General features: G+C 67.5%; 26 protein-coding genes and 1 riboswitch. Of the genes, 16 read left to right on the top strand and 10 right to left on the bottom strand.

The genetic code is table 11. The features are described from left to right. Positions 1 to 70 precede the first annotated feature (70 nt). Positions 71 to 523 carry a hypothetical protein gene (locus tag CX676_RS14140; protein WP_232816461.1) on the top strand — a complete coding sequence of 151 codons (453 nt, stop codon included), beginning with the start codon at positions 71 to 73 and terminating at the stop codon, positions 521 to 523. 93 nt (positions 524 to 616) lie between these two features. Here the strand turns inward: CX676_RS14140 and CX676_RS14145 are convergent, their stop codons facing one another. The 4 genes from CX676_RS14145 to CX676_RS14160 all read right to left on the bottom strand — a co-directional run bounded on the left by CX676_RS14145 (position 617) and on the right by CX676_RS14160 (position 5019). Next, complete coding sequence (locus CX676_RS14145; RefSeq protein WP_101753194.1) at positions 617 to 1552, bottom strand: calcium-binding protein; 936 nt, start codon at positions 1550 to 1552, stop codon at positions 617 to 619. A gap of 101 nt (positions 1553 to 1653) precedes the next feature. Next, positions 1654 to 3288, bottom strand: a complete 1635-nt coding sequence (locus CX676_RS14150; RefSeq protein WP_157935947.1) for a DUF4139 domain-containing protein — start codon at positions 3286 to 3288, stop codon at positions 1654 to 1656. 99 nt (positions 3289 to 3387) lie between these two features. Then, positions 3388 to 3987 (bottom strand): DedA family protein, encoded by a 600-nt coding sequence (locus CX676_RS14155; RefSeq protein ID WP_101754348.1) that lies wholly within the window; start codon positions 3985 to 3987, stop codon positions 3388 to 3390. A gap of 9 nt (positions 3988 to 3996) precedes the next feature. Then, a complete protein-coding gene (locus CX676_RS14160) occupies positions 3997 to 5019 on the bottom strand; it encodes an aspartate-semialdehyde dehydrogenase (protein WP_101753196.1) in 1023 nt (340 codons plus the stop codon). Between the two features lie 180 nt (positions 5020 to 5199). Here CX676_RS14160 and CX676_RS14165 point away from each other — a divergent pair, with 180 nt between their 5' ends. Beyond that, the gene (locus CX676_RS14165) at positions 5200 to 5646 is read left to right on the top strand and encodes a RidA family protein (protein WP_101753197.1); all 447 of its coding nucleotides are present in this window, start codon (positions 5200 to 5202) and stop codon (positions 5644 to 5646) included. Positions 5647 to 5852: 206 nt separating this feature from the next. On the opposite strand, the gene CX676_RS14170 is transcribed toward CX676_RS14165, so the two are convergent. From CX676_RS14170 to CX676_RS14185, 4 genes are all read right to left on the bottom strand, one after another. Further along, positions 5853 to 6470: a glycosyltransferase family 29 protein gene (locus tag CX676_RS14170; RefSeq protein WP_101753198.1), complete on the bottom strand. Its 618-nt coding sequence runs from the start codon at positions 6468 to 6470 to the stop codon at positions 5853 to 5855. Continuing rightward, positions 6467 to 7510: a glycosyltransferase family 4 protein gene (locus tag CX676_RS14175; RefSeq protein WP_101753199.1), complete on the bottom strand. Its 1044-nt coding sequence runs from the start codon at positions 7508 to 7510 to the stop codon at positions 6467 to 6469. The genes CX676_RS14170 and CX676_RS14175 overlap by 4 nt, the downstream gene beginning before the upstream one ends. Next, entirely contained in the window at positions 7503 to 8693 is a 1191-nt protein-coding gene (locus CX676_RS14180) for an MFS transporter (RefSeq protein WP_101753200.1), read from the bottom strand. Before CX676_RS14180 ends, CX676_RS14175 begins: the two co-directional genes overlap by 8 nt. A gap of 70 nt (positions 8694 to 8763) precedes the next feature. Further along, positions 8764 to 9411, bottom strand: coding sequence for a carbonic anhydrase (locus CX676_RS14185; protein ID WP_101753201.1), 648 nt, complete (start codon positions 9409 to 9411; stop codon positions 8764 to 8766). Positions 9412 to 9513: 102 nt separating this feature from the next. Between CX676_RS14185 and CX676_RS14190 the strand changes: the two genes are divergently transcribed. The 5 genes from CX676_RS14190 to CX676_RS14205 all read left to right on the top strand — a co-directional run bounded on the left by CX676_RS14190 (position 9514) and on the right by CX676_RS14205 (position 13144). After that, a complete protein-coding gene (locus tag CX676_RS14190; RefSeq protein WP_232816462.1) occupies positions 9514 to 9936 on the top strand; it encodes a hypothetical protein in 423 nt (140 codons plus the stop codon). A gap of 4 nt (positions 9937 to 9940) precedes the next feature. Next, positions 9941 to 10075 (top strand): hypothetical protein, encoded by a 135-nt coding sequence (locus CX676_RS23225; RefSeq protein WP_269801959.1) that lies wholly within the window; start codon positions 9941 to 9943, stop codon positions 10073 to 10075. Positions 10076 to 10194: 119 nt separating this feature from the next. Next, entirely contained in the window at positions 10195 to 10851 is a 657-nt protein-coding gene (locus CX676_RS14195) for a LysE family translocator (protein ID WP_232816463.1), read from the top strand. An 80-nt stretch (positions 10852 to 10931) separates the two neighbouring features. Beyond that, positions 10932 to 12305, top strand: a complete 1374-nt coding sequence (locus CX676_RS14200) for a leucyl aminopeptidase family protein (protein WP_101754350.1) — start codon at positions 10932 to 10934, stop codon at positions 12303 to 12305. Then, the gene (locus CX676_RS14205) at positions 12302 to 13144 is read left to right on the top strand and encodes a C40 family peptidase (RefSeq protein WP_101753203.1); all 843 of its coding nucleotides are present in this window, start codon (positions 12302 to 12304) and stop codon (positions 13142 to 13144) included. Before CX676_RS14200 ends, CX676_RS14205 begins: the two co-directional genes overlap by 4 nt. Before the next feature lie 9 nt (positions 13145 to 13153). Here CX676_RS14205 and truB read toward each other — a convergent pair whose 3' ends face one another. Beyond that, positions 13154 to 14050: a tRNA pseudouridine(55) synthase TruB gene (truB, locus tag CX676_RS14210; protein ID WP_101753204.1), complete on the bottom strand. Its 897-nt coding sequence runs from the start codon at positions 14048 to 14050 to the stop codon at positions 13154 to 13156. Positions 14051 to 14213: 163 nt separating this feature from the next. Between truB and CX676_RS14215 the strand changes: the two genes are divergently transcribed. The 5 genes from CX676_RS14215 to CX676_RS14240 all read left to right on the top strand — a co-directional run bounded on the left by CX676_RS14215 (position 14214) and on the right by CX676_RS14240 (position 18584). Next, positions 14214 to 14987 carry a DUF2268 domain-containing putative Zn-dependent protease gene (locus CX676_RS14215; RefSeq protein WP_157935948.1) on the top strand — a complete coding sequence of 258 codons (774 nt, stop codon included), beginning with the start codon at positions 14214 to 14216 and terminating at the stop codon, positions 14985 to 14987. 105 nt (positions 14988 to 15092) lie between these two features. Beyond that, positions 15093 to 15782, top strand: coding sequence for a ribulose-phosphate 3-epimerase (gene rpe / locus CX676_RS14220; RefSeq protein WP_101753206.1), 690 nt, complete (start codon positions 15093 to 15095; stop codon positions 15780 to 15782). Between the two features lie 309 nt (positions 15783 to 16091). Beyond that, a complete protein-coding gene (locus CX676_RS14230) occupies positions 16092 to 16871 on the top strand; it encodes an SDR family oxidoreductase (RefSeq protein ID WP_101753208.1) in 780 nt (259 codons plus the stop codon). Next, complete coding sequence (locus CX676_RS14235) at positions 16871 to 17464, top strand: histidine phosphatase family protein (RefSeq protein ID WP_101753209.1); 594 nt, start codon at positions 16871 to 16873, stop codon at positions 17462 to 17464. Before CX676_RS14230 ends, CX676_RS14235 begins: the two co-directional genes overlap by 1 nt. 40 nt (positions 17465 to 17504) lie before the next feature. Beyond that, positions 17505 to 18584 (top strand): ABC transporter ATP-binding protein, encoded by a 1080-nt coding sequence (locus CX676_RS14240; protein ID WP_101753210.1) that lies wholly within the window; start codon positions 17505 to 17507, stop codon positions 18582 to 18584. A gap of 6 nt (positions 18585 to 18590) precedes the next feature. Here CX676_RS14240 and CX676_RS14245 read toward each other — a convergent pair whose 3' ends face one another. Continuing rightward, positions 18591 to 20318, bottom strand: a complete 1728-nt coding sequence (locus CX676_RS14245) for a glycosyltransferase family protein (RefSeq protein WP_157935949.1) — start codon at positions 20316 to 20318, stop codon at positions 18591 to 18593. A gap of 150 nt (positions 20319 to 20468) precedes the next feature. Continuing rightward, a riboswitch (glycine riboswitch) is annotated at positions 20469 to 20558 on the top strand. A 147-nt stretch (positions 20559 to 20705) separates the two neighbouring features. Here CX676_RS14245 and gcvT point away from each other — a divergent pair. From gcvT to CX676_RS14265, 4 genes are all read left to right on the top strand, one after another. Beyond that, positions 20706 to 21830, top strand: a complete 1125-nt coding sequence (gene gcvT, locus CX676_RS14250) for a glycine cleavage system aminomethyltransferase GcvT (RefSeq protein WP_101753212.1) — start codon at positions 20706 to 20708, stop codon at positions 21828 to 21830. A gap of 14 nt (positions 21831 to 21844) precedes the next feature. Further along, positions 21845 to 22201 carry a glycine cleavage system protein GcvH gene (gene gcvH / locus CX676_RS14255; protein WP_101754351.1) on the top strand — a complete coding sequence of 119 codons (357 nt, stop codon included), beginning with the start codon at positions 21845 to 21847 and terminating at the stop codon, positions 22199 to 22201. 111 nt (positions 22202 to 22312) lie between these two features. Beyond that, a complete protein-coding gene (gcvP, locus tag CX676_RS14260; protein ID WP_101754352.1) occupies positions 22313 to 25153 on the top strand; it encodes an aminomethyl-transferring glycine dehydrogenase in 2841 nt (946 codons plus the stop codon). A 63-nt stretch (positions 25154 to 25216) separates the two neighbouring features. Then, positions 25217 to 25600 carry a VOC family protein gene (locus CX676_RS14265; protein ID WP_101753213.1) on the top strand — a complete coding sequence of 128 codons (384 nt, stop codon included), beginning with the start codon at positions 25217 to 25219 and terminating at the stop codon, positions 25598 to 25600. Positions 25601 to 25648 lie beyond the last annotated feature (48 nt).

The following is a 25648-nucleotide window of genomic DNA, read 5'->3' on the forward strand; positions in this document are numbered from 1 at the left end:
GAATTTCATTGCAGTTTGCCGCCCGATCGGGCGGGATGCCCGGCGAACAGACGAGGAAATCGAGGCGGATATGAAACATTCGGACGCGATCATGGCGCTGGTCGTGCTGGCCGGTTTGTCAGTGGTCGGGGCGCAGGCGGTAAGGGCCGAGGACCGGCTTTCGGTGCCGCTGCCCGATATTTCGGCGCTGAGCGAATCCGAGGCCGAGGCGCTGACGCGCGAACTGGCCGAGGTGAATGTCATCACCTCGAACTGCCCGGATTACGAGGTCAGCGACGGCGCCTGGACGCTGATGACCGGGACCAGCGACCTTCTGGCCGCGAAGCTGGGCATGGACCCGGGCGACTACGACCGTGCCTATTACGGGCCGGCCTTCGCGCTTCTGGATGACCCGTCCTCTTGCGGCCGCATCGGCCCCAAGGCGGAATCGCTGATCGACCGGCTGGTCAGCATGGGCGGGGCGACCGAGCCTGCTACGGCCGATACCGCGGCGGCGGCGGCGGCTGAACCGGCGGGGAACTGACCGAGACGCGCGCGGGGCCGGACTTCTCTGGCCGGAATGTGAAACGGGCCGCGGTTGATGCCGCGGCCCGTTCCGTTCCTGCCTGCCTCTGCCTCAGAGAAGGAAGTCGCTCGAAATGTAGTCCCGGGCGTCGATCCCGGTGCCATCGGCGATGATCACCGCGAAATCGGCGCTGCCGTCATTGTCGGTATGGGCGTAAAGCACGGTGTTCCCGTTGCTGTTCACCAGGTAGGCGGTGCCCGCCGTCTTGCTCAGCGACCAGGTGAAGGCCTGGTTGCCGGACAGGTATTCGTTGGCGTCGATGCCGCTGATATCCAGCAGGTCACCCCCGGCAACGCCGACCCCTTGGAAGGCGGTGGCGCCGTCGCCCGCGGCGATCACGTCCACGCCGCCGGCATCCGAGTCGGTGGCGAGGTCGAAGTCGAACACATCGGCCCCCGCCGCACCGATCAGCCGGTCGCCGCCATCGCCGCCGATCAGCCGGTCATTGCCGGATTCGCCGCGCAGCAGGTCGTTGCCGGCATCGCCGATCAAGCGGTCGTTGCCGATGCCACCCATGAGCGTGTCGTTGCCGGTGCCGCCGAACAGCATGTCATTGCCGCCGTTGCCGCGCAGCACGTCATTGCCGGCCATGCCGTTGACCGCGTCCGCGTAACCGGTGCCGCCGACATTGTCATTGGCATTGGTCGCGAAGCCCGGCGTCAGGATCAGCTTGTAGCTGCCGGTGGCGTTGTTGCCCTGCTCGCCCACGATCAGGTTATAGGTCGCGGTCTGCCTGGCGGTGAAGGTGATCAGGGAATCCCGGTTCACGCCATTCGAGATGTCGTCGTTGAAGCCCAGCACCCGGCCGGTGTAATCGGTCAGCGTCAGGTTCGGGTCGGCCAGGCTGCCGCCCCCGGAATACGCACCGCTGACCCGCATCGAATAGGTCAGCCCGTTGATCAGCGCCGTCGAGAACGAGTCCCGGTCGCTGGCATAGTCGATCGCTCGCACGATCGAATAGCCCGGATCCAAACGATATTCTGCCATGCCTGCACTCTTACCCTAAAGGCTGTCTGCCGTTGAATTTTGTCCCGCCACTCAGGACGGTTGCAGCAGAACGCGCGGCTCGCGCGCCTGTTTCATCACAACTATCGGAGCAGGTCGTTACCTTCCGGCCAGCTGAGTTCCGTGGTCAGGGTGATCTCGCGCAGCTCGCCCGCCGTGATCGGGTTTTCCCAGTAGACCACGCCGCGCCGGCCATCGGGATCGGTCTCGGAGGGTTCGGGATCAGCGGACCAGTCGATCTGCAACTCCTCCTGCCGCGAGACCGGCACCCGGTCGACGACACGCAGCGGCCAGTCCTCGCCGGTCAGGTTCTCGACGATCAGCGTGGCGCTTTCGGTCAGGGTGGACGAGCGGCGAATGATGCCGCTGTCGCCCTCGGTCTCCTCGGGCAGGCGGATCTCGGCCCTCAGCCCGTCGATCGGGCCGAAGCCAAAGCGCAGCTTGTCGCCATCGGCCACCAGCTCGATGCCCGAGCGACCGACCAGCGCGCCATCGGCGTAAAGCGTGACCGGGCCGGGCAGGATCGGCTCGCCGGTCGAGTTCACCGTCTCGGCCATCAGGAAGGCGCTGGTGTCGAAACGCGGGGCGGCCTCGGCGAAGATCTCGGGCGTCAGCGGCTTTTCGTCCAGCGTCAGCCGCAGGGAATCGGCGCCGTCGCGGATGGTGACCGGAGCGGCATAGTCATAGATGACCGTGACCCCCAGCCGCGACATTTCCCCGGCCGAGACCGGCATGGCCTCGACCACCGGGGCGGGGGCATAGGCGCTCTCCATCGCCATGTCGGCCTGCGCGCCGCGTGCCCTTGCCAATTCCTCTTCCGGCCGGCCGACGCGCGGCATCCACGGCTGCACCTCGGTCGGGGCGGATTGGGATTGCGGGCGAGCGGTCGAGAGGGTCAGGGTTACATCGCGCCAGTCCTGACCGCTGGATTGCCAGACGCTGACGCCGCGCTGCATGGTCAGCGTGTCGGCGGCGCGGTCCAGCCGCAGATCGTAATCGGGCTGCCATCCGGCCTGGTCGGTAAAGCCGGTGATGGTGATCTCGGCCTGGCTTTCGCTGGCCGTCTGTACCGTCAGCACCAGCGCCTCGGCCCCCGCGCCTTCCTCGCGCAGCGCGTCCAACTCCGCCCGGGCGCGGTCGATGGCCTCGGTCAGCGGCGGGCGGTCGGGTTCGTTCATGGCGATCTGGTACTCCTGCTCGTCGGCCTGGGTCAGCAGGTTCTCGATCAGCGCACCCATCTGCTCGACCGTGCCGGCGATCTCGCCGGTGGGCAGGCGGCTGTCGCCCTGCAGCAGGTCACGGGTGATCTGGGCGCGCTGGCGCAGCGCCTCGGCCCGGGTCGCCAGCGCCGTCTGGCTGCGGTCGAAGGCGCGAAGCGCATCCTCGGCCCGGCGCAGGGCGGTCTTGGCCTCGGTGATCGCGGGCGCGTCCGGCGCATGATCGGGCAAGGCTCGCGATGATTGCAGCTCGACCGAGCCGAGTGTGACGCCCTTGGCTTCGATCCTGAGGCTCGCGGGATCGGTGCCGGGGGGCATGTCGGGGATGACCAGCTGATGCTGGCCCGGTGCCGCGGTAAAGCTGGCGCTGCGGCTGACGCTGGCGCCCTGTGGATACAGCACCACCCGGCTGACCGGGGTGGGCAGGTCGATCCGCTCGGCCCAGGCCATCGAGGCAGGCAGCAGGCAGGACAGGGTCAGAACAAGGGACAGGGGTCGCATGGGGGCTCCGATACCGGTTACGCGCCCGAGTGTCGTCGAGCGGCCCTGATCAGGCAAGCGGCGCGCGATGCGGCGCATGGTCCGTCGCGCGAACGTGTCCTAGCGTGAGGGATCGAAGGTGACGACCCGCCAGACATAGACGGCGACGAGACCGATCACGATGGCGGTGGAGACCGGATTCAGCAGATGCTCGACCTGCTCATATCCGCCTTCCAGCAGATAGCCGGCCAGCGTCAGCGCGGCGGTCCAGATCAGGCTGCCGATGCCGGAATAGATCAGGAAGGGCAGGCTCGGCATCCGCGACAGCCCGGCGGGGACCGAGATCAGCGTGCGCACCGTGGGGATGAAACGGCCAAAGAACACCGCCCGGCGTCCGTGCTGGTCGAACCAGCCCTGCGCCCGGCGCAGGTCCTGCGGGCTGAGCGTCAGCCAGCGGCCATGCTTGCGGACGAAAAGGCGCAGCTTTGCCGGGCCGATCCAGCGCCCGATCAGGAACCAGAACCATGCCCCCGCCAGGCTGCCCGCCGTACCGGCCAGGATGGTCAGCCACAGCGACGACACGCCCCGCGCGGCATTGAAGCCCGCCAGCGGCATGATCAGTTCCGACGGGATCGGCGGAAACACGTTTTCCAGAAACATGAGGGCGGCGATGGCCCATGGCCCGCCGCCCTCGATCATGCTGGTGATCCAGGCGAACACCTCGACCAATCAGCCTTTTTTCAGCACGCGATTGCCCAGAAGCTCGGCAATCTGCACCGCGTTCAGGGCCGCGCCCTTGCGCAGGTTGTCGCTGACACACCACAGGTTCAGCCCGTTCTCGACCGTCGAGTCCTGGCGGATACGGCTGATATAGGTGGCATATTCACCCACCGATTCAATCGGGGTGATGTAGCCGCCGGGTTCGCGCTTGTCGACGACAAGGATACCGGGCGATTCGCGCAGGATGTCGCGGGCCTCGTCCTCGTCGAGGAAATCCTCGAACTCGATGTTGATCGCTTCCGAATGGCCGACAAAGACCGGCACGCGCACGCAGGTCGCGGTGACCTTGATCTTGGGATCGACGATCTTCTTGGTTTCGGCGACCATCTTCCATTCTTCCTTGGTCGTGCCGTCTTCCATGAAGACGTCGATATGGGGAATGACGTTGAAGGCGATCTGCTTGCTGAACTTGCTGGGCGCGACCTCCTGACCGGGGACATACATGCCCTTGGTCTGGTTCCACAGCTCGTCCATGCCATCCTTGCCGGCGCCGCTAACCGATTGATAGGTCGAGACAACCACGCGCTTGATCCGGGCGCGGTCATGCAGCGGCTTCAGCGCCACGACCATCTGCGCGGTCGAGCAGTTGGGGTTGGCGATGATGTTCTTGTTCTTGTAGTCCAGCACCGCGTCCGGGTTCACTTCCGGCACGACCAGCGGAATCTGCGGGTCATAGCGATAGAGCGAGCTGTTATCGATCACCACGCAGCCCTGCGAGGCGGCGATGGGGGCATATTTCTTGGTCGCGTCCGAGCCGATGGCGAACAGAGCAATATCCCAGCCAGTAAAGTCGAAGCCCTCGATATCCTGACATTTCAGGGTCTTGTCGCCAAAGCTGACCTCGGTGCCAATCGAGCGCCGGCTGGCCAGCGCGGCGATCTCGTCCACCGGGAACTCGCGCTCGGCGAGGATGTTCAGCATTTCGCGACCCACATTGCCCGTGGCGCCCGCGACGACGACTTTGTAGCCCATCCTTGGGATTCCTTATACTGCGGTGCAGCGCCCTTAGCGCAAACGGGGCCCGGATGGAAGGGCTGCAGCGGCTTCCGGCCGAGAGGGCGAATGGCGGTTGACCCCCGTCGGCGCGCGTCTCAATCTTTGGTTGAGCACGGGTCATTCCGTCCCGCGCCCATCGAACACGGAGACCAGATCATGCGAAACCTTCTCTTCTCCGGCGCGCTCGCCGCGCTTGTCCTGCCCGCCGCAGCGCTGGCCGCACCCGAATTCCTGAACTCGGGCGATCCGGCCGGGATGCCCTTCTCGGAGGCGGTACGCTCGGGCAATACCGTCTATCTCTCGGGTCAGCTGGGCATCGCGCCGGGTGCCTCGGCGGTGGTCGAAGGCGGCATCGAGGCGGAATCGACGCAGGTGATGGAGAATATCAAGCGCACGCTGGAAGCGCATGGTCTGGCGATGACCGACCTGGTGAAATGCACCGTCATGCTGGCCGACATGGCCGAATGGGGTGCCTTCAACGAGGTCTACAAGAGCTATTTCGAAGAGGGGAAATTCCCCGCCCGCTCGGCCTTCGGCGCGGCAGGGCTGGCCTTGGGTGGCAAGGTCGAGGTGGAGTGCATCGCCGAGGCCCCGGCAAGCTGATCGTCGACGGCTGAACCAAGGACCCGGCCCGGTGCGCGGGTCGCAGACCCGCAGGGCAAGCGCCTGTCCGTCCCGACGGGCAGGCGCTTTGGTGAGGCTGGCGCGACGGTCGGGGTCAGGAGGGGCTTTGCACCATAAAGTGACCCGGTCAACCGCAGCAGCGCCAGCCCACGGACAGGCGCCTGTCCTGCTGGCGGTCGCACCAGTTACCGCACCAGCTTCAGCCTTGGGTCAGCCTCGGCCAGTGCCGCCACCCAATCCGCCTCGGACGTAAAGTCATGCGGCACCTGATCGGCGGTGCGGCGGCCCGACAGGCTCTGGCTGGCGAAGAAGTCGAAGCCGTACAGCGTCAGGCTGGCAAGTTCCGATCGCAGCAATAGCTCGATCATCATCGCCCCGGTGGTCGGCGGCGCACCAAGCCGGTCTTTCAGTGACAGGTAATCCGTCAGCGGATGCAGGTAAAAGCCGGGGCTGCTGGCACTCTGCCAGTCCAGCCGCTTGCGCTTGTGCGACATCCAGAGGATGCGGCGCGGGGCAATGCGGCTGCGATCCGCCTGCCCCAGACGAGTCGCCAGAGCCAGCCAATCCGTGCGGCTCCCATGGCTTTTAGCCGAGGGCATGGGCGCAAGATTGATGCGGATGACCAGATCGGCAGCATCGATCGCCGCGCCATGTTCCGTCTCGGCCAGCGCACGCGCGTTGCCGATCAGCGCGACATGCTTGCCGCTGAGCGCCGCCAGCAGCTCGTCCTGCGGCAACGAGAGCGATGCCAGCATCGGTTCGTTCCGCAGGATGCGGGCGATCAGGAACCGCAGCGGGGTCACGGCGCGCGGTCCAGCAGCTCGCGATAGATCGCCACCAGCGCGCGGGCCTCGGTCTCGATGCTGAAATTCGTCTCGACATGGCGGCGGGCGGCCTTACCGGCGGCCTCGCGCGCCGCGTCATCATCGAGCCAGTGCCGAAGCGCGTCGGTCAGCGCGTCCTGATCGCCGGTCGTCACCAGGCTGCCGGTCTCGCCATCGCGGATCAGCGCCTCGTAAGCGCCGGCATGTGAGCCGATGGCCGGTACGCCGCAGGCCATGGCCTCGAGCGGGGTCAGGCCAAAGCCCTCCCACCGCGCCGGGGCGGCGAAGAGGTCCAGCGCCTGGTAATGGCGCACCACCTGATCCCAGGGCAGCTCCCCCAGGAAACGGATGCGGTCCTGCAACCCGGCGGCAGCGATCTCGGCCTTCAGCCCATCGGCAAAGCCGCGATGTTCCGCCGTCACCCGGCCGGTGAAGATGATCTGCGCGCGCGGCCGCTCGGGCAGAAGCCGCAATCCGGCGCGGACCAGGAGGTCCACCCCCTTCTGCTCGCGCACCCGGCCAAAGCAGCCGATGAGGACGGCATCCGGGTCCAGCCCCAGCTCGCGGCGCAGGGCGGCACGGTCGGGCGCGGGGTGAAACACCTCGGTATCGACGCCGTGCATGACCACGGTGGCCGGGCGGTCCAGGTAGCTGGCGGCCTGCGGCGAGGTCGCCACCAGTGCCTCCTGCTGGCGGATCAGCCATTTGGTGAATCCGGTATGGTGGCGCTGCGCCGCCGAGGTGAACATCAGTCGGTATTTGCGGAAGAGAAGCCGGCGCAGGATCAGGCCAAGCGCCATCTCGGTATTCCGGCGCGCATGCCAGACACGCCAGCGGTCACGCGGCAGGGTGGCGGCGCGGATCAGCGGGAGATGCGGCACCTCGGGCGGCAGGCCGGGGCCGGTGGCGCGAATGGCGATCATCCGCGCCTGAACCGGGATCAGCCGCACCACCGTCGCGGTCACGCCGGACAGGCGGCGCTTGAGGTTCGGGGCGACGACGACGGGGGATTCATTCATCCGGGGCCTCGGGGGTCAGGAAATAGAACAGGAACCCCACGGTCAGCGGGATCAGGAAGAACAGGAACACGGTCGAGAAGGTCCGCTGGGGCGAGCCGCCGGCTGCCGCCCATTCATAGACCGGGCGCGAGGCGAATTGCATCGCGCCGACGCCGGCAATCGAGACCATGTTGAGGAAGGTCACGCCCCGCCCGATCAGATGGGTGGGCAGGAAGGGCCGGGCATGGGCCATCTGCACCGCATAGCTGGTGCCGGCCAGACCGATCAGTGCCAGCAACAGGGTGGCAAGCCCCAGCCCGGCATCGGGCCGGATCGCCAGCACCGCCAGTACGGCGATGGTGCCACCGGTGGCGATGAGCAGCATCCGCCGCGCGCCGCCGATCAGCCGCATGGCCGGGCCGAGAAGGAAATTGCCGATGACCATGGCCAGCCCCATCGCCAGCGTCGCCCGGCCGATCAGCTGCGCATCGGCGCCATAGACCTCGGCCAGGTAGGGCGCGGCCCAGAGGCCCCGGATGCAGGCCGAAACCGCATAGCTGATCGCAAGAAGCGGCAGCATCAGCCAGAGCGCGCGCAGCCGAAAAAGTTCCGCCAGCGAGCCGCGCGGCTGATCCTCGCCCAGCCTTGCCGGGTCGCGCACGAATATCCAGACGGCGGCGGCCACCAGCAGCGTCACCGCCGCCAGCCACCACAGCGCCGGGCGCCAGCCGATGGCCGCGATCAGCGAAACCAGCGGCGCGGCGCCGAGGATATTCCCCAGCGACCCCGCGCCGACCATCATCCCCGAGACCGAGGCGAAGGCAGCGGGCGGATATTCGCGGGCGAAGATGTAGTAAGGCCCCATCAGCGCCGGCGAACAGCCGATACCCAGCAGCGTCATTGCCACATGCAGGTGCCAGGGCGCGGTGGCCAGCGCAAAGACTGCCGCCCCCCCGGCCCCGCCAAGCCCCAGCAGAAGCGCCACCGTGCGGCGCGGGCCAAAGCGGTCCAGCGCCCAGCCCACCGGGATCTGCATGACGGCAAAGCCGATGAACCACAGGCCCGAGGACAGCGCCAGGTCGCCGGGGCTTGCGCCCAGCTCCTGCCCGAGAACCGGGCTCAGCACCGCCAGGAAGGCGCGGTAGAACTGGCTGAGCATGTAGCCCAGGACCAGAGAGATGATGGAGGCCGAAATGACCGGCATAGGCCCTCGCTTTGCTGCCGGGCAGGCTGCGCCAAGCCCTGCGGATGTGCAAGGCCGGCGCTACTCGGGGTCAGATCTCGATGAATTGCCCGCGCGGACCCTCGGCCTGGACCAGGGATCCGTCTGAGATGTTGTGGACCAGACCGTGCAGCGTCATCTCGCCACTGTCGACGGCGGCCTGCACGAAGGGGAAGGTCATCAGGTTGTCGAGCGAAGTCAGCACCGCCTCGCGTTCCAGCGCGCCGATCTGCTGATCCTCGGGCAGATCCTTCACCCGCTCATAGCCGGGGCGCAGGATGTCCATCCAGCGGCCGACGAAGCTGGATTTCTCTTCCAGCTCCGGCGCATGGCCCGAGCACATGGCATGGCAGCCAGCGACGCCACCACATTTGGTGTGGCCCATGACGATCAGATGCGCGACCTTCAGCGCCTGCACCGCGTATTCAACCGCCGCCGAGGTGCCGTGCTGCTCGCCGTCAGGCGCATAGGCCGGAACAAGGTTGGCGATGTTGCGGTGGATGAAGAACTCGCCCGAATCGGCGCCGAAGATGCTGGTCACATGCACCCGCGAATCGCAGCACGAGATGACCATGGCGCGCGGACGCTGGCCGTCCTCGGCCAGACGGCGATACCAGGCCTTGTTCTCGGTATAGGATGTGGCCTTCCAGCCGTGATACCGCTGGACCAGATATTGCGGCAGGGGGCGTGCGATTGTCATGGGCGCCTCGGTCTGACTTTGTGTGCTGCGCAGAGATAGGCGGCATTCGCTGAAAATTCGAGTGGTTTCTTCGCGCCGCGCTAACCCATTCTTCAACGGAACTTGGCAATCTGGCCCAAGTCGCGGGGGCGTATCGAGTTGGAGGTGGTGATGGCGCAGGTTACTGCATTGGCCGTGGACGAGGCCATTCGGGTCGATGCAAGGCGCGTCGGCGATATCGTCAACGAGTTGGGCGAAAGCGCGGCCCATAATGTCATCGTCATGGCGCTGGAGCAGCTGGCGGTGCTGCTGATGCAGGTCGAGGCGGCGCTGGCGGTGGGCGATCTGGCCGAGGCCATCGCCATGTCGGAACGGCTGTCGCGGCTGGCCTGGCAGATCGGCCTGCCCTCGCTGGCCGGGGTGGCGATCGATGTGGCCACCTGCGCGGAACGGCGCGACATGGCGTCGCTGGCCTCGGTCCGGGCGCGGTTGACGCGGGTCGGCAACCGCTCGCTGACCGAGATCTGGGATTGCAGCCGAGGCTAGGGTGATGGTGCCGGGTTTCCGGTCACGCCTCTGCCTGGCACTCGCCTGCATCGGCCTCACCCTCGAGGGCGTGGGACTGCAGCTTCTCGGCCCCAACTGGTTCGCGACGCTGTTCCTGATCAGCGGCTGGGGGCGGTGAGGGGGTATGCGGGTGAGGGCTGCCGCTGTCGCAGGGAATGAAGTCGAGCGCAGCCTGCAGGGGTCCGGGCGCGCGAGGCGCGACACCTTGGCGATGGACGGCGCAACGCAGATCGGCGCATGGTCCCCGCGACCAATCATGGTGATGTGATGCCTCTGGAAACCCTGCTCCTCTTCGTGCCAGCCTGTTTCGCGCTGAACCTGGCCTTTGGTCCGAACAACCTTCTCTCGATGACCATCGGTGCGCGGCATGGCCTGCGGTCCGCTCTGCTTGCAGCGGCTGGCCGTCTCGTCGCCTTTGCGATGATGATCGCAATAGCCGCCTTCGGCATGGGGGCGCTTCTGATTGCCTCGGAAGTCGCCTTCACAGTGGTGAAGGTGCTGGGCGCCGCCTATCTGGTCTGGCTTGGCGTCAGGATCCTGCGCGCCAAGGTGGACTTGCCGCTGGACGCCCCCGAGCCCGGCGGGCAGGGCCTGCGCGGCTTCATCCGGCAGGAGTTTCTGGTCGCCATCGGCAATCCGAAGGCGATCCTGATCTTCACCGCCTTCTTCCCGCAATTTGTCGTGCCCGAGCATTACTGGGGCAGCTTCCTGATCCTCGGGGCGATCTTCCTGACGCTCGAACTGGTGGCCATCGCGCTCTATGCCTTTGCGGGAACCCGGCTGTCAGTGATGATGCGCAATGCCCGCGGCCTTCGCTGGATCAACCGCATCAGCGGCAGCACCATGATCGCTTTCGGCGCGCTTCTGGCGGTGGCACGGCGTCCTGCGGCCTGACAGCGATCCCCCGCCGCTTCGCCTTGCGAGGCGCGGTAAGGGGTGTAGTGTGGCGGGCAAAGCCCGAGACCGGAAAAACCATGTCGCCAGAATTCGCCCCGCCCACCGACACGAGCCTGCCGCTGTGGCTGATCGCCAAGGACCAGCCCTTGCCCGAGGAGGCAGGCAACTGGGCCAAGGCCAGCGGCTTTACCGGCAAGGCGGGCGAGATCTGCCTTTTGCCCGATGGCGAGGGCAATCTCAGCGGCGCGCTGTTCGGGCTGGGCACCGAGGCCGGGTCGCGGCGGGACCGCTTTGTGCTGGCGCGCGCGGCCGGCGGATTGCCGGCAGGCGACTGGCATCTGGCGAGCGACCTGCCCGATTGGATCAATGCCGACGAGGCCGCCTTGGGCTGGCTTCTGGCCGCCTATCGCTTCGACCGCTACAAGGCCGGAAGCGGGGCCAAGGCCCGTTTGGTCGCGCCCGCGGGCGTCGATGCGGCGCGGTTGCAGGCCATCGCGGCGGGCGAGTTCCTGACCCGCGACCTGATCAACACCCCGGCCAATGACATGGGCCCGGCGGCGCTGGAACAGGCAGCGCGGGATCTGGCCGGCGAGATCGGGGCCGCGATCACCGTCACCACCGGCGAGGCGCTGCTGGCGCAGAATTTCCCGCTGATCCACACCGTCGGTCGTGCGGCGGCGGACGCGCCCCGGCTGATCGACTTGACCCTTGGCGACACCGGCCCGACACTGGTTCTGGTCGGCAAGGGCGTCTGTTTCGACACCGGGGGGCTGAACCTCAAGCCCGGTGCCTCGATGGCGCTGATGAAGAAGGACATGGGCGGCGCGGCGACGGTGCTGGGGCTGACCAAGATGCTGGCCCTGACCGGCGCGACCAAGAACCTGCGTCTGCGCGTGCTGATCCCGGCGGTGGAAAACTCGGTCGCCGGCAATGCCTTCCGTCCGGGCGACGTGCTGCAAAGCCGCAAGGGGCTGACGGTCGAGAACAACAATACCGATGCCGAGGGCCGGCTGGTCCTGGCCGATGCGCTGGCGCTGGCCGCCGAGTCGCAGCCCGACCTGCTGGTCAGCTTTGCCACGCTGACCGGCGCCGCTCGGGTGGCGCTGGGGCCGGATATTCCGCCCTTCTACTGCGACGACGACGCCACCGCATCGGCGCTGCAATCCGCCGCCATGACGGTCGCCGATCCCTTGTGGCGGATGCCCTTCTGGAATCCCTACGAGCCGCTGATCGAGCCCGAGATCGCCGATCTCGACAATGCGCCGGGGGGCGGCATGGCCGGTTCGATCACCGCCGCCCTGTTCCTGCGCCGCTTTGCCGAAGGCGCCGGGCGCTATCTGCATCTGGATATCTATGGCTGGTCGCCCAAGGCCCAGCCCGGTCGCACCAAGGGCGGCACCGGGCAGGGAGCACGGGCGCTGCTGGCGGCGCTGCCTCAGGTGTTGTCATGACCTCGCCCCGGCTGGATCCCCGGACCACGCCCGCGACCGAGCGGGTGGCGCTGTCGAGCCTTCGGGGGGTGCTGGATCGTCCCGAATACACCGACGGCACGGTGATGCGCGTGGCCGTGCCCTTGGCCGAACTTTGCCGCACGCCCGGCGGGGCGCGCGACCGGCAGCTGAATTTCGGCAGCGACGTGCTGGTGATCGACGAGGGGGGCGAGCATGGCTGGGTCTTCGTCCAGCGGCTGCAGGACGGCTATTGCGGCTGGACCACCGAGGCGGCGCTGACCGATCGCCGCCCGCCCCTTACCCATCGGGTCAGCGCCCCGGCCACGCATCTTTACCCTGCACCCGACATGAAAACGCACCAGATCTTCGTGCTGTCGATCGGTGCAAGGCTCTCGGTCGAGGGCATCGAGGGTAAATTCGCTCGCCTCGCCACCGGGGGTTATGTGCCGGTCCAGCACATCATCGACCATGACGAGGCGGACCCGGTCGCCGTGGCGCTGCGGCTGGTCGGGACGCCCTACCTCTGGGGCGGGAACAGCGACTGGGGCATCGATTGCTCGGGTCTGGTGCAGGCCGCGCTCTGGTCCTGCGGCATCGACTGTCCGGGCGATACCGACCTCCAGCAGGCGGCAGGCGTGGCGGTCGAGGGCGAGCCGCAACCGGGCGATCTGATGTTCTGGCCGCGCCATGTGGCCATGGTGATTGGCGGCGGGCGCATGGTCCATGCCAATGCCCATGCCATGGCAGTCTCGATCGAGGAGATCGCGACGGCGCAGGCCCGGATCGAGGCGGCGAAGGAAGGCCCCTACCTGGGGGCCCGCCGTTTCACGGCAGGCTGAACGCCCGACTCAGAGGTTGAACACGCGGTCCGGGTGGACCAGCCCGCCCATGTAGCGGCCGATGCAGATCGGCCCGGTCGCCGGATCGCTGACCCAGACGGTTTCGCCGAATTCCGCCGTGCCGGTCACCTGTCCCGGATTGCCATTGCGGATGCGCACGGCACCTTCGGGCGTGGCGCGCAGCGCCGGCATATCCTCCAGCGCCACTTCCAGCGGCAGAAGCTGGCTTTCCAGCCAGTCCTGCGCCTCGCGGTCAATGTGGTCCAGCGTAACGCCCTGCTCGGCATCGAACGGCCCCGACCAGATGCGGCGCAGATGCGCGACATGGCCGAGGCAACCCAAGGCGCGGCCCAGATCGCGGGCGATCGAGCGGACATAGCCACCCTTGCCGCAGACCATCACCAGCCGGGCGCTGTCGGCGGTCGTTTCGGTCAGACTCAATTCCTCGACCCAAAGTGGTCGCGCCGCCAGCTCCACCGCCTCGCCCTCGCGCGCGAGGTCATACGCACGCTCGCCCTCGACCTTCACTGCCGAGAAGGCCGGGGGAACCTGCAGGATATCGCCGGTGAAGGCGGGCAGGGCGGCGCGGATCGCCTCGGCATCCGGGCGGGCATCGCTGCTGCGGACCACCTCGCCCGAGGCATCGTCGGTCGTGGTCTCGGCACCCCAGTTGACGGTGAAGTCATAGGCTTTCAGCGCGTCGGTGATATAGGGCACGGTCTTCGTCGCCTCGCCCAGGGCCACGGCCAGAACGCCGGTCGCATCGGGGTCAAGCGTTCCGGCATGACCGGCCTTCTTCGCGTCCAGCGCCCAACGGACCTTGCCCACCACGGCGGTCGAGGTCACGCCCGCCGGCTTGTCCACCACCAGCCAGCCGGAAATCTCGCGGCCCTTCTTGCGTGCCATGCTTGCCTCTCTCGCGTTGAAGGCCGGGGGCATAGCCCTGCGCAGGCGGCGCGTCAATCGGCGGCGCCAGCGGGGACGGCCCGTGACAGCCGCAAGCGCCCTCCCGCCGAACCATCGGCCAAGCCTCTGGCAGCCCGTCCCCGAACCTGCGAAGATGCGCCCCATGACGATCTGGACCATCCATTTCCTGAACACGCGCCACGCGCTGACCCCGATCATGCCGGAGATCCGGGCGGCGGCCCGCGAGGCCATCGCGCTGACCGAGGCCCATGCCGACCTGCCGCGCTTTGACCTGGTCATTCGCGGGCAGGCGGGCGGCGGCATCCCCGACTGGGGCGTCGGCGGCCATGCCCCGGCCCCCGGTCTCATCGAGGTGACGCTGAATCCCGCCCGCTTCGATCCGGCGCTGCTGATGCGCACGCTGGTTCACGAATTGCACCACCTGGTCCGTTGGGATGGGCCGGGCTATGGCAAATCCCTGGGCGAGGCGCTGGTCAGCGAGGGGCTGGCGGGGCATTTCGTGCTGCAGGTTCTGGGCGGGCGACCCGATCCCTGGGACGCGACCACGCCCTCTGCCGGTCTGGCCAAGCGGGCGCTGACCGAATGGTCGCGGCTGCAGTACGATCACGCCGAGTGGTTCTTCGGCAAGGGCAAGATCCGCAAGTGGACCGGCTATGGCCTCGGTCACCGGCTGCTGGCCGAGCATCTGGCACAGAACCCGGATCAGGACGCCGTTTCGCTGGCCATGACCCGTGCCGACAGTTTCCGCGAGGCGATGCGGCGGCTGGCCAAGGCCGATGGCGCCGAGATCGAGGAGATCGTCGAGGCGCCGATCGTCGCAGCCTCCGAGGAAACGGCTGACGCTGCGGCGCAGGCCGAAAGCGGCGAACCCGCTGCCGAGGACAATGCCGGGCGCGACCTTCCCGCCCCGGCCTGACCTTCCGTCCCGACGCTGAATCGGGCTGCGCGCCGGCCTGCCGCAGTTGACGGCAGGACCCCGGCGCGCTTAAGGCAGATGCGCATCCAGCCCGGAAGGTGAGCCATGACGTTCGACCGCAAGATCAAGATCGCCCCCTCGATCCTCTCTGCCGATTTCGCCAATTTCGGTGCCGAGATCCGCGCCATCGAGGATCAGGGCGCCGATTGGGTCCATGTCGACGTGATGGACGGCCATTTCGTCCCCAACCTGACCTTCGGCCCGCCCGCGGTGAAGGCCTTCCGTCCGCATGTGAAGACCTTCATGGACGTGCATCTGATGATTGCGCCGGTCGATCCCTATATCGAGGCCTATGCCGAGGCCGGCGCCGACATGATCACCGCACATGTCGAGGCGGGTCCGCATATCCACCGCACCCTGCAGGCGATCCGCGCGACCGGCAAGAAGGCCGGCGTGGCGCTGAACCCCGGCACCCCGGTCGAGGCGGTGGAATATATCCTCGACCTCGCCGACATGGTGCTGGTCATGTCGGTGAACCCCGGCTTTGGCGGGCAGAAATTCATTCACAGCCAGGTCGACAAGATCGCCCGCCTGCGCGGCATGATTGGCGACCGGCCGATCCATATCCAGGTCGATGGCGGGGTGGATACCAAGACCGCCGCACTGGTCGCCAAGGCCGGCGCCGATGTGCTGGTCGCCGGGAACGCGGTGTTCAAGGGCGGTTCGGTCCACGAGCCGCAGGTCTACGGCACCAACATCCGCGCCATCCGCGAGGCCGCCGAAGCGGCGCGGTGATGGTCTTCCTGAACTTTGCCCTTCTGGGGGGCGGGATAGCGTTGATCTATCTGTGGTCCGTCCGCCGATCGCCGGGCGGGTCCTCTGGCGACGGCGCGGGACCCGCCGGAGATACCGACGATGCCGCAGGTAATCGCCTGCTCACTTGGGGAGCCGACAGGTCGGACGGCGACTCGTCCACCGATTCCGGCGGCAGCAGCAGCGGCGGCGGTGATAGCGGAGGCGGAGGGGGCGGCGGCGACTGACGCGGCCATTTGACATCCCCGCCCGCTCGGGGTTCCCTGCCGGCAGAACCGACGGAGGGAATTCATGGATCTGGGGATCAAGGGCAAGCGCGGTCTCGTCTGCGCCGCATCGAAGGGTTTGGGCCGGGGCTGCGCCGAGGCGCTGGCGGAGGCCGGGGTGGATCTTGTCATCAACAGCCGCACCGAGGCCGACATCACCCGGACCGCGGGCGAGATCGCCGAGAAGTACGGCGTTTCGGTCACGCCGGTCGCCGCCGACATCACCACCGATGAAGGCCGGGCCAAGGTGCTCGAGGCGGTCGGGCAGGCGGATATCCTTGTGAACAATGCGGGCGGCCCGCCGCCGGGCAACTGGACCGACTGGAACCGCGACGATTTCATCAAGGCCATCGACGGCAACATGCTCAGCGCCATCGCGCTGATGCAGGCCCTCGTTCCGGGGATGATGGATCGCGGCTGGGGCCGGGTGGTCAACATCACCTCGCAATCGGTGCGCTCGCCCATTGCCGTGCTGGGCCTGTCGAACACCGCCCGCGCCGGGCTGACCGGCTTTGTCGCCGGCATGTCGCGGCAGGTGGCGGGCAGCGGCGTGGTGGTGAACAACCTCCTACCCGGCATCCACGCCACCGACCGCGCAACTGGCCTCGATGGCGGCGCCGCCAAGGCCGCCGGCATCAGCGTCGAGGAGGCCCGCAAGCGGCGCGAGGCCAGCATCCCCGCCGGCACCTACGGCACGGCCGAGGATTTCGGCGCGACCTGCGCGTTCCTCTGCAGCCAGCAGGCGCGCTTCATCATCGGCCAGAACATCCTTCTGGACGGGGGCGCGCTGAACGTCACGATTTGATGCGCGTCCTGCGCTATCTCAGCCATCCGCAGGTGGTCATCGACCCGGCGGTGCCGGTGCCCGACTGGCGGCTCTCCGAGGAGGGTCGGGCGCGGGTTCTGGCGCTGGCCGAAACCGGCTGGCTGCCTGCTACCACCCGGATCTTCTGCAGTTCGGAAGTGAAGGCCCACGAGACCGCCACCCTGATCGCCGGGATGCTGGGCCTGAACCTGCTGACCGATCCGATGCTGAACGAGATCGACCGGTCCAGCACCGGCTATGTTCCCCATGACCGGCACGAGGCGCTGGCTGATGCCTTCTTCGCCGACCCCGAGGTGAGCATCGCGGGCTGGGAACGCGCCGTGGATGTCGAACGGCGCGGGATGGAGGCGATCCGTGACCTGGCCTCGCGTCAGGGCGAGGGCGACATGATGATCGTCGGCCATGGCGGCATCGGCACGCTCTGCTGGTGCGCACTGGCGGGGATCGATGCGCGCTCGCGCCCCGATCAGCCGCCCGGTGGCGGTGCGGTCTGGGCCGTGCGCCTGCCCGACCTGACGCCCCTCCACGGCTGGTTGCCGATGGAACAGGTTGCGAGGGTCGCAGGCCACTGATACGCCCCCCTGAACCCGACCGAAAGAATCTGGCAGTCCCGTGTCGACCCCTCCGCGCCTTGAAGTTCAGAACCTGACCCGCCGCTTTGCTGGCCGCGCGGTGGTGGATGACGTCAGCTTCGCGGTGCCGGCCGGGCAGGTCGCCTGCCTGCTGGGTCCCTCGGGCTGCGGCAAGTCGACCACGCTCAGGATCGTCGCCGGCGTCGATACGCAGGATGAGGGCCGCATCACCGTCGATGGCCGCACCGTCAGCGATGACGGCTTGCGCATCCCGCCCGAGCAACGCGCCATCGGTCTGATGTTTCAGGATTTCGCGCTTTTCCCGCATCTCTCGGTGGCCGAGAATGTCGCCTTTGGCCTGAAGGGCGGGGCGGGGGCGAACCGGCGGCGTGTGGCGGAACTCTTGGACCGGGTGCAGATGGGCAGCCATATCGACAGCTACCCGCACGAGCTGTCGGGCGGCGAAAGCCAGCGGGTGGCGCTGGTCAGGGCCTTGGCGCCGCGTCCGCGCGTGCTCATGATGGACGAACCCTTCTCGGGCCTCGACGAGCGGTTGCGCGACGGCATCCGCGACGAGACGCTGGCGCTGCTCAAAGACGAAGGCACCGCCGTCCTTCTGGTCACGCATGAGCCGCATGAGGCGATGCGCATGGCCGACCAGATCCTCTTGATGCGCGATGGCCGCATCGTCCAGCAGGGCGCGCCCTATAACCTCTATAACGCGCCGGCGGATCGCAAGGTGGCGGGGTTTTTCAGCGACCTCAACGTCCTCTCGGGCCGGGTCAAGGGTGCGCTGACCCACACGCCCTTCGGTGAATTCCTGACGCCGGGCGTGCCCGACGGCTCCGAGGTCGAAATCGTCATCCGGCCGCAGCATCTGAAGATCGATTTCGACCGCAACGGGCAGGGGCCGGCGCCGACGCCGGAAAACGGCACCGCCGCCCATGCCCGCGTCACCCGCGCCCGTTACCTTGGCCGGGAATCGCTGGTCGAGTTCGTCACCGACGAGGATGCCATCGCGCTGACCGCCACCGTGCCCGGCGTCTTCCTGCCGCCGCCCGGCACGCCGATGTGGCTGATGCTGCGCCGCGACCGGGTGTTTGTCTTTCCCAAGCTCTGATCCGGCTCAGTCCTGCCCGGTGGCCGCGCGGTAACCTTCAAGAACCAGCGCCAGATGCCGCCGACGTCCCGCAGGATCGGCCAGCGCCGCGCAGACCCGGTGCGCAGCGGCGACCATGCGGGCGCAGGCGCGCGGGTTCTCGCGCGCCCAGTCCAGCTTGTCGGCCAGATCGCCGGCGCCGTAGTCCAGCGGAATGTAATGCTCCCACGGACGGATCACCCCGGAATGGTAAAGCTGCCAGCCATCCTCTTCCTTCAGCACCACTCCCCCCGCGTTCAGCGCGGGCAGGAATTCCTCGGCCAGCGGCGCGCCGCCGAGGCAGATGGTGAAGCGGTGGCTGTGCAATGCATCCCCCGCCGCGTCGGTAAAGATCAGCGACCCCAGCCCGGCCTTGCGCAGCGCCTGCGCCGCGCGCGCCTCGGGGATAAGTCGCACATCGACATCCCCCGACCCCTGCCAGCGCCGCACGAAGGCGATGCGGCTGTTTTCCTGCAGATCGGCCAGCGCCGCCTGATGGCGCGGACTGCCCTCCTCGCTTCTCAGGATCAGGTCAACGGCGCGGTGGGCCGGGCGCATCAGCCCCGGACCGTTCGCACCAGGCGCATAGCCCGATAGTCCGCCCTGCCAGATCGCCCGGTCAAGCCGCTGGTCCAGCTGCGTCACCGCATTGGGGTCCGGGCCAAGGAAGGCGTTGTTCCCCAGCCGGTGAAAGCGTGGCATCGGCCAGAGAAACACATTCGCCGCCCCTTCGCGCCGGCTGGGGGTGAGGACCGGGCCGCCGCTGGCGGTGCGGGGCGAGGTGCCGATCAGGCAGTCATCGCGCATGTCGAGGTGATAGACCCCTCGATCCACCAGTTCCGCGATGTCATTCGCCGCCGCCGCGATCAGCAGATGGCCGGGTTGCAGCGGGTCGGCGAGGTAGCGCCCCGTCTCCATGCGCCGGATCGGCAGCAGATCGCCGGCCGCATTGCGCAGCTCGCCAAGGGCGGCGTCAAAGCGGGTGATGCCGGGCAGATCGCGCGGTCCGGTTTCGATCCGGGCGGGGACGGCAAAGCGGGCCAGCGAGGTGGCCATGCGCTCGCGCGCCTCTTCGTCGATCCCCGAACCCGGCTGCCGCGCGGCCAGCATGGCCGTGACCTCGGCGGCATAGGCCTTGCGGCTTTCCACCCGGCCCACGCCGGGCAGGTCGGGAATCTTTGGCAGGTCGAACCAGCGCGACAGCGCGCGGCGGTAATCCTCGGGTTCGGCGGCGTCGATGTCGATCTCGATGAATTCGGGCCGGTCCCCGAAATGGGCGCGACAGGCGGCCAGATGCGCGTCCCAGTCCGCCCGCCACAGATCGCCCAGATCCGCCAGTGCGACCCCCCGGTTCATCGCATGGGCGCGGGCATAGCTGCCGCCCTGATGGCGATAGCGGCTGGCGATCCAGTCCTCGACCCGCCGGGTGTTCAACAGGAAGACCGCGCCCGGAAAGCAGCGGTCAAGATAGGCGAAATCGCGGAACGCCTCGATCACCGGAGCGTGGACGAAGCGCACCGATTCCATGTCGGTGAAGGCAACCGTGTCGGCCCATCGCCGCAGCGGCGCGCGCCCGGTCAGTTTCGAATAGGCGATATCCTCGGCCAGCGCGCCCTTTTCCCAATGGCGGACCGGGATGCCGTTCAAGCGGAACAACCGCTCGATGAAGGTGGTGCCGCATTTGTTGAAGCCGATCTGGAAGAATTTTCGGGTCAAGCCGGCCTCGTCGCGTTGCCGCCTATGTCGCGCGGCGGGGTGGCAGCTGTCAATCTTCCGGGGTTTCGGCAAGGTGGTCAAAAGCGTCGCATCCCGTGCCGTCTGCGACAAAGGTCTTGCCTTGCGGCAAGGCAGCGGCTACCTCTCAGCAGCAGGAACTCGGGAGAATCCGGCCTCGTGCCGGTGCCGAAGGAGCAGCCGCCCCGGCGAACTCTCAGGCAAAAGGACCGTCTTCCTGACTGAACTCTGGAGAGTGGCCGCAAGGCCCGCCGAAGGGATAACGATCTCAGGCGCCTGCATCGCGGGCAAGGACAGAGGGGGCATCTAGGGCTGGCAGCGTGCCGGTTGACAGATGCCGGACCACCGGCGCCATGTAAGGGAGGGCCGATGGCCGAGGAACTGAATCGAACCGGTCTTTATGACCTGCATGTCGCCGAAGGTGCCAAGATGGTGCCCTTTGCCGGTTGGGAAATGCCCGTGCAATTCCCGACCGGGGTGCTGACCGAGCATCTGCATACGCGCGCCCATGCCGGCCTCTTCGACGTGTCGCATATGGGCCAGGTGAAGATCCTGCCGAAGGATGGCGATCTGGCCTCTGCGGCGCTGGCGCTGGAAACGTTGATCCCGGCCGATGTGCTGGGCCTACCCGAGGGGCGGCAGCGTTACGGCCTCTTCACCAACGCGGAAGGCGGTATCCTGGATGACCTGATGTTCGCCAATCGCGGCGATCACTATATTCTGGTGGTGAACGCCGCCCGCGCCGATCACGACATTCCGCATCTGCAGACGCTGGCGGGCGTCGAGGTGCAGCCGATCACCGATCGCGGCCTCATCGCCCTGCAGGGACCGAAGGCGGTCGAGGTGCTGGAACGGCAATTGCCCGGCGTCTCGGCCATGGCCTTCATGGACGTGGCGAGTTTCGACTGGCAGGGGGCCGAGCTCTGGGTCTCGCGTTCGGGCTATACCGGTGAGGACGGGTTCGAGATCTCGATCCCCGAGGCCAGCCTGACCGCTTTCGTCGAGACGCTGATGGATTATCCCGAAGTGCTGCCCATCGGCCTTGCCGCCCGCGACAGCCTGCGGCTCGAGGCCGGGATGCCGCTTTACGGCCATGACCTGACCGAAGAGACGACGCCGGTCGAGGCCGGGCTGGCCTGGTCCATCGGCAAGGCCCGCCGTTCGGGCGGTGCGCGCGCCGGCGGCTTTCCGGGCGCGGACAAGGTGCTGGGCCAGGTGCAGGACGGCGCGGCCAGCCGCCGCGTGGGCTTGACGCCCGAAGGCCGGGCGCCGATCCGCGAGGGCGTGACCATCTTCGACGCCGAGATCGGTGGCGTCGAGATCGGCGAGGTCTGCTCGGGCGGCTTCGGCCCCTCGGTCGGCGGTCCGGTCGCCATGGCCTACCTGCCTGCCGCGCTCTCCACTGGCAGCCTTGTCTGGGCCGAGGTCCGGGGCAAGCGGATGCCGGTGCGCGTGACCGCCCTGCCCTTCATCACTCCTTCCTACAAACGCTGAGGACGCTTCCCATGCTGAAATTTACCGAAGACCACGAATGGCTGCGCGCCGAGGGCGGCGAGATCGTCGTGGGCATCACCGCCCATGCCAGCGAGCAACTGGGCGACGTGGTGTTCATCGAACTGCCCGAGGAAGGCCGCGAGGTGGCGGCGGGCGAAGAGGTCGTGGTGATCGAATCGGTCAAGGCCGCCTCGGACATCACCGCCCCGGTCGCGGGCAAGATCACCGCCGTGAACAGCGCCCTTGCCGACGCGCCAGGCGATGTGAACGGCGATCCGATGGGCGCCTGGTTCTTCAAGATCGCGCCGACGGATGCCGGCGCCATGGACGGGTTCATGGACGAAGCCGCCTACCAGGCGCTGATCGGCTGATCGGCTTAGCCAAAGGCCCCGGGGGCTGTCTGCCCCCGGACCACCACGGATAATTTTTGCACGGATGATGGGGCCCGTTTCGCGGCCTTGCTGATGGATTGGATGCTGCCGATGACCCGCTGGAATCCCACCGACTACAACCCCGATGATTTCGCCAACCGCCGCCATATCGGCCCCTCGCCCGCCGAGATGGCCGAGATGCTGAAGGCCGTCGGCGCCGACAGTCTGAACGCGCTGATCGACCAGACTGTGCCACAGGCGATCCGGCAGGCCACGCCGCTGACCTGGCCGGCGCTCTCTGAAGCTGCGCTGCTGGCGCGGATGGAAGAGGTCGCCAAGAAGAACAAGGTGATGAACAGCCTGATCGGTCAGGGCTATTACGGCACCGTCACGCCGCCCGCGATCCAGCGCAACATCTTCGAGAACCCGGCCTGGTACACGGCCTACACGCCCTATCAGCCCGAGATCGCGCAGGGCCGGCTCGAGGCGCTGCTGAACTACCAGACCATGGTCGCCGACCTGACCGGGCTGCCGGTGGCGAATGCCAGCCTTCTGGACGAAGCGACGGCGGCGGCGGAGGCTATGGCCATGGCGCAGCGCCAGTCCAAGGCGAAAACCGATGCCTTCTTCGTCGCCCATGACCTGCATCCGCAGACCATCTCGGTGATCGAGACCCGCGCCGCGCCCCTGGGCATCCGCATCGTCAAGGGCTCGATCGACGATCTGAAGCCCGCCGAGGTCTTCGGCGCGATCTTCCAGTATCCCGGCACCTACGGCCATGTCCGCGACGTGACCCCCGAGATCGAGGCGCTGCATGCCGCAGGCGCGCTGGCGATCCTCGCCACCGACCTCCTGGCGCTGTGCCTGCTGAAATCGCCGGGCGAGATGGGGGCGGATATCGCCGTCGGCTCGGCGCAGCGGTTCGGCGTGCCGATGGGCTATGGCGGCCCGCATGCCGCCTTCATGTCCTGCCGCGACGCGCTGAAGCGTACCATGCCGGGCCGGATCGTGGGCGTCAGCATCGACGCCTCGGGCAACAAGGCCTATCGCCTGTCTCTGCAGACCCGCGAACAGCATATCCGCCGCGAGAAGGCGACCAGCAATGTCTGCACCGCGCAGGCGCTGCTGGCGGTCATGGCCAGCTTCTATGCCGTCTTCCACGGCCCGGTGGGCCTGCGCGCCATTGCGCAGCGGGTGCACCTGACCGCCGTGACCATCGCCAATGCGCTGCGCGCCGCCGGGGCCGATGTGGCGCCCGAGGTGTTTTTTGACACCATCACCGTCAAGGTCGGCGTCGGTCAGGCCGGCATCCTAGCCGCCGCCGAACAGCGCGGCATCAACCTGCGCCAGGTCGGCCGCGACCGCGTTGGCATTTCGGTTGACGAGACCACCGATGCCGGCGTCATCGCGCGTCTGCTGGACGCCTTCGGCATCGACGAGGCAGCCGAGCCGGCCACAACCCCGATCCTGCCCGATGCGCTCTTGCGCGAGACCGATTACCTGACCCACCCGGTCTTCCACATGAACCGGGCCGAATCCGAGATGATGCGCTATATGCGCCGGCTCTCGGACCGCGATCTGGCGCTGGACCGGGCGATGATCCCGCTTGGCTCCTGCACCATGAAGCTGAACGCAGCCGCCGAGATGATGCCGATCACCTGGCCCGAATTTGGCGCGCTGCACCCCTTTGCGCCGCGCCATCAGACGCTTGGCTATGTCGAGGCGATCGCCGACCTCGAGGAAAAGCTCTGCGAGATCACCGGCTATGACGCCTTCTCGATGCAGCCGAACAGCGGCGCGCAGGGCGAATATGCCGGCCTTCTGACCATTCAGGCCTTCCACCGCGCCAACGGCGATGACCAGCGCGATATCTGCCTGATCCCGGTTTCGGCCCATGGCACCAACCCGGCCTCGGCGCAGATGTGCGGGATGAAGGTCGTGGTGGTGAAATCCGCCCCCAATGGCGATATCGATCTGGAAGATTTCGCCGACAAGGCGAAACAGGCCGGCGACAAGCTGGCGGCGGTGATGATCACCTATCCCAGCACCCATGGCGTCTTCGAGGATACCGTGCGGCAGGTCTGCGAGATCACCCATGATCATGGCGGGCAGGTCTATATCGACGGCGCCAACATGAACGCGCTGGTCGGGCTGGTGAAGCCGGGCGAGATCGGCGGCGATGTCAGCCACCTGAACCTGCACAAGACCTTTGCCATCCCCCATGGCGGCGGCGGCCCGGGCATGGGCCCCATCGGGGTCAAGGGCCATCTGGCCCCCTACCTGCCCGGCGACCCGCGCAAGGAAGAGTCCGGCGCGGTCTCGGCCGCCCCCTATGGCTCGGCCTCGATCCTGCTCATTTCCTGGGCGTATATCCTGATGATGGGCGGCGAGGGGCTGACGCAGGCGACGCGGGTGGCGATCCTGAACGCCAATTACATCGCCAGCCGGCTGGCCGGGGCCTATCCGATCCTGTTCATGGGCAATCGCGGACGGGTGGCGCATGAATGCATCCTCGACACCCGCCCCTTTGCCGAGCATGGGGTGACCGTGGATGACATAGCCAAGCGGCTGATCGATAACGGCTTCCACGCGCCCACGATGAGTTGGCCGGTCGCCGGCACGCTGATGGTGGAACCGACCGAGTCCGAGACCAAGGCCGAGATCGACCGCTTCATCACCGCGCTGATGGCGATCCGGGACGAGATCACCGAGGTCGCCGAGGGCCGGATGAAGGCGGAAGACAGCCCGCTGCGCCACGCCCCGCACACGGTCGAGGATCTGGTCGCCGACTGGGACCGCGCCTATAGCCGCGAGCAGGGCTGCTTCCCCGCAGGCGCCTTCCGCGTCGACAAATACTGGCCGCCGGTCGGCCGCGTCGACAATGCCTATGGCGACCGGAACCTGATCTGCACCTGCCCGCCGCTGGAGAGCTATGCCGAGGCGGCGGAGTAGTCAGCCGCGACAATCGCCGAAATCATTTGCCCGGCTGGCAACGGCCGGGCATATTCGCATGCGATGGCATACAATATTAGTTTCATCCGCGACCTGCACCACGTCCAGCTGGCAATGCCCGCAGGTGGCGAGGATCTGGCACGCGGTTTCTATGGCGGCGTGCTGGGCCTGACCGAGGTTCCAAAGCCCGAGGCCCTGCAGGGACGCGGTGGGGTCTGGTTCGAGACCGGAGCCGTGCGCCTGCATCTTGGCGTGGAACACCCCTTTGCCCCGGCCCGGAAGGCGCATCCGGCCTTGCGGGTTAGCTCGCTGGAAGAGGCAAAAACTGCCTTGCGGGCGCAGGGGCTGGAGTTTCGCAGCGAAATCGACCTTCCGGGCATCAGCCGGATCTATGTCGATGATCCCTTTGGCAACCGGATCGAGCTTCTGGAACTGCTGGAGGGGTAACGCTCCGGCCGCAGGTCGAGTGCGGCCGGAGCGCAGCATGTCGCGCCG

The organism is Paracoccus zhejiangensis (genome assembly GCF_002847445.1).
Lineage (GTDB): Bacteria > Pseudomonadota > Alphaproteobacteria > Rhodobacterales > Rhodobacteraceae > Paracoccus > Paracoccus zhejiangensis.

What these genes read in the sequence shown, in the direction of transcription:
- CX676_RS14140 (WP_232816461.1), top strand. Translation starts at nt 71, where the DNA reads ATGAAACATTCGGACGCGATCATGGCGCTGGTCGTGCTGGCCGGTTTG.
- CX676_RS14145 (WP_101753194.1), bottom strand. Translation starts at nt 1,552, where the DNA reads ATGGCAGAATATCGTTTGGATCCGGGCTATTCGATCGTGCGAGCGATC.
- CX676_RS14150 (WP_157935947.1), bottom strand. Translation starts at nt 3,288, where the DNA reads ATGCGACCCCTGTCCCTTGTTCTGACCCTGTCCTGCCTGCTGCCTGCC.
- CX676_RS14160 (WP_101753196.1), bottom strand. Translation starts at nt 5,019, where the DNA reads ATGGGCTACAAAGTCGTCGTCGCGGGCGCCACGGGCAATGTGGGTCGC.
- CX676_RS14165 (WP_101753197.1), top strand. Translation starts at nt 5,200, where the DNA reads ATGCGAAACCTTCTCTTCTCCGGCGCGCTCGCCGCGCTTGTCCTGCCC.
- CX676_RS14175 (WP_101753199.1), bottom strand. Translation starts at nt 7,510, where the DNA reads ATGAATGAATCCCCCGTCGTCGTCGCCCCGAACCTCAAGCGCCGCCTG.
- CX676_RS14180 (WP_101753200.1), bottom strand. Translation starts at nt 8,693, where the DNA reads ATGCCGGTCATTTCGGCCTCCATCATCTCTCTGGTCCTGGGCTACATG.
- CX676_RS14185 (WP_101753201.1), bottom strand. Translation starts at nt 9,411, where the DNA reads ATGACAATCGCACGCCCCCTGCCGCAATATCTGGTCCAGCGGTATCAC.
- CX676_RS23225 (WP_269801959.1), top strand. Translation starts at nt 9,941, where the DNA reads ATGGTGCCGGGTTTCCGGTCACGCCTCTGCCTGGCACTCGCCTGCATC.
- CX676_RS14195 (WP_232816463.1), top strand. Translation starts at nt 10,195, where the DNA reads ATGGTCCCCGCGACCAATCATGGTGATGTGATGCCTCTGGAAACCCTG.
- CX676_RS14200 (WP_101754350.1), top strand. Translation starts at nt 10,932, where the DNA reads ATGTCGCCAGAATTCGCCCCGCCCACCGACACGAGCCTGCCGCTGTGG.
- CX676_RS14205 (WP_101753203.1), top strand. Translation starts at nt 12,302, where the DNA reads ATGACCTCGCCCCGGCTGGATCCCCGGACCACGCCCGCGACCGAGCGG.
- truB (WP_101753204.1), bottom strand. Translation starts at nt 14,050, where the DNA reads ATGGCACGCAAGAAGGGCCGCGAGATTTCCGGCTGGCTGGTGGTGGAC.
- CX676_RS14215 (WP_157935948.1), top strand. Translation starts at nt 14,214, where the DNA reads ATGACGATCTGGACCATCCATTTCCTGAACACGCGCCACGCGCTGACC.
- rpe (WP_101753206.1), top strand. Translation starts at nt 15,093, where the DNA reads ATGACGTTCGACCGCAAGATCAAGATCGCCCCCTCGATCCTCTCTGCC.
- CX676_RS14230 (WP_101753208.1), top strand. Translation starts at nt 16,092, where the DNA reads ATGGATCTGGGGATCAAGGGCAAGCGCGGTCTCGTCTGCGCCGCATCG.
- CX676_RS14235 (WP_101753209.1), top strand. Translation starts at nt 16,871, where the DNA reads ATGCGCGTCCTGCGCTATCTCAGCCATCCGCAGGTGGTCATCGACCCG.
- gcvT (WP_101753212.1), top strand. Translation starts at nt 20,706, where the DNA reads ATGGCCGAGGAACTGAATCGAACCGGTCTTTATGACCTGCATGTCGCC.
- gcvP (WP_101754352.1), top strand. Translation starts at nt 22,313, where the DNA reads ATGACCCGCTGGAATCCCACCGACTACAACCCCGATGATTTCGCCAAC.
- CX676_RS14265 (WP_101753213.1), top strand. Translation starts at nt 25,217, where the DNA reads ATGGCATACAATATTAGTTTCATCCGCGACCTGCACCACGTCCAGCTG.